Below are 1,868 nucleotides of genomic sequence, written 5' to 3' on the forward strand. Positions count from 1 at the left end.
GGAAGGGACGCTACGAGACGCGCCACCCCGGAAGTTAAAGGTTATCCAATGTAGCAGGTAGCTCAGAAAGACTCCGAACCACCGCATTAGGCTCAACCCCCCAATCTTCAAACACCTTCCCGGCATCCCTCTGCACCCAGATGGCCGTCAACCCCGCCGCCCGGGCACCAATCACATCCCACGCGTTGCTGGACACCAGGCACAGAGGCTTATCCATCGCCCCGGTTGCCCGTCGTGCATAGGCATACACCGCCGGGTCCGGCTTGAAGCTCTTGATGTCATCCACCGACACCAGCCCCTCAAACTGATCCAACAAATGGTTATGCCCCAGCACCTTCTCCAACGCCGGATAGGTGCCATTGGAAAAGGCAAACATTCGATACTCGCCCTGCAGGGATTCCAGTGCCGGCAACGAGTCGTCAAACGCAGGCAGGGACAGATAGGCCCCCATCAACTCATCTTCCCGCTCTCCACTTAAGCTCAACCCATGGCTGGCCATCGCATACCTTAGCGCCTGCCGCGTGCAGGCCCCGAAATCCTCGTACATGCGCATCAGCCCCTTGCGAAAGGAAAACTCCAACTGTTTTTCCCGCCACTGGGCACTCACGGACTCCGCCGCCTGGCCTGCGTCCGGCGCCAACAGGTCTGCCATTCCCATAGGGTCCACCAGGGTTCCGTATACATCGAACGCCAGGATCGGTTTCATCGGGTGCTCCTAAATTTGTTCAACCAGTGTCACGACATCGTAAACCAGTCCGCATCGTTTTTTGAATGCTTACTCAAACCACCAACAACAAAGTACTCCGGAATGGGCAACCTCCCACGCCTCGGGTACACTGCTATTCATGAACCCTGTTGATACATTTAACCTCGACATTCGCTCCCTCAGCACCTTCATTGCAGTGCTGGATGAGGGCAGCGTTTCTCGAGCTGCTGTGCGACTGGGCGTGAGTCAATCGGCTGTCAGCCACACCCTGGACCGATTACGCCAGGCCCTGGGCGACGCTCTGTTCGTCAAATCCGGCCGAGGCATTGTCCCCACCCGGTATGCTCTCCAGGCCGGCCCACACATTCGCCAGATACTGGACGACCTGCACTCCCTGTCTTCCGGGCCGCCGTTTGCCCCGGCCACGGCCGAGTTCACCTTCACCATCGCCGCCAACGACTATCAGCGCGACCTGCTGTTACCCGGACTGTTGTCCGTGATCCGACAAGAAGCGCCTGGCATCCGCTTGCAGGTTGTCCCCTCGGGCATTCCGACCGCCGACATGTTGCGTAAAGACTTGTGTGACTTGATTATTTCCCCTCACGCACCGGAAGCTACCGACATCATGCAGCGGGGCCTGATGGCGGATCAGATGGTGGTTTTCTACGATCCCGCCATCCGCCAGGCCCCGGAGTCCCTGGCGGATTACCTGAAGGCGGACCACATCGCCATCCTGTTTGGCACGGGTGAAAAAACAGCTTTCGAAGGTTCGTTAGCCGCCCAGGGATTGACCCGGAGAACCGCCGTAACCGTGTCCAATTTTTCCGGCCTGCCAGCCTTCCTGCAAGGCACTGACATGCTCGCAACAGCACCCAAGCGCATGAGTGAGGACTTACTGCAGCAGTTTGCATGGACGCCCCTACCGTTCGACTACAAGCCATTCACATTGCTGATGCTGTGGCACAAACGCAACCAGAACGACCCCGCTCACCGCTGGATTCGAAACCACGTCAACGGCGTAGCAGCGACCATCAATGGCCTCAATACCTAATTCATCTGATTTGTTCATACATTGTATGAAATAGCTGGCCGTTATCCCAGGACAGGACGAGCGTAGACTCCCCATATCAGATTGAGCGCTGGGTGAGAGCCGGCCTTCTGA

The 1,868-nt window shown here is 57.7% G+C and carries 2 protein-coding genes; one reads left to right on the plus strand and one right to left on the minus strand.

The window, feature by feature from the left end; translation table 11 throughout:
* Window positions 1-34: 34 nt before the first annotated feature.
* A complete protein-coding gene (locus tag B3M52_RS08765; protein WP_075194676.1) occupies window positions 35-706 on the minus strand; it encodes a haloacid dehalogenase type II in 672 nt (223 codons plus the stop codon).
* A gap of 139 nt (window positions 707-845) precedes the next feature.
* Between B3M52_RS08765 and B3M52_RS08770 the strand changes: the two genes are divergently transcribed.
* Complete coding sequence (locus B3M52_RS08770) at window positions 846-1,757, plus strand: LysR family transcriptional regulator (RefSeq protein WP_036211452.1); 912 nt, start codon at window positions 846-848, stop codon at window positions 1,755-1,757.
* The last annotated feature ends 111 nt before the right edge of the window (window positions 1,758-1,868 follow it).

Origin of the sequence: Marinobacter sp. UBA2688 (assembly GCF_002352785.1) — a bacterium.
Taxonomy (GTDB): Bacteria; Pseudomonadota; Gammaproteobacteria; order Pseudomonadales; family Oleiphilaceae; genus Marinobacter; species Marinobacter salarius.

Excerpts from the sequence above, each read along its gene's own strand:
- B3M52_RS08770 (WP_036211452.1), top strand. The coding sequence starts at position 846 with ATGAACCCTGTTGATACATTTAACCTCGACATTCGCTCCCTCAGCACC.
- B3M52_RS08765 (WP_075194676.1), bottom strand. The coding sequence starts at position 706 with ATGAAACCGATCCTGGCGTTCGATGTATACGGAACCCTGGTGGACCCT.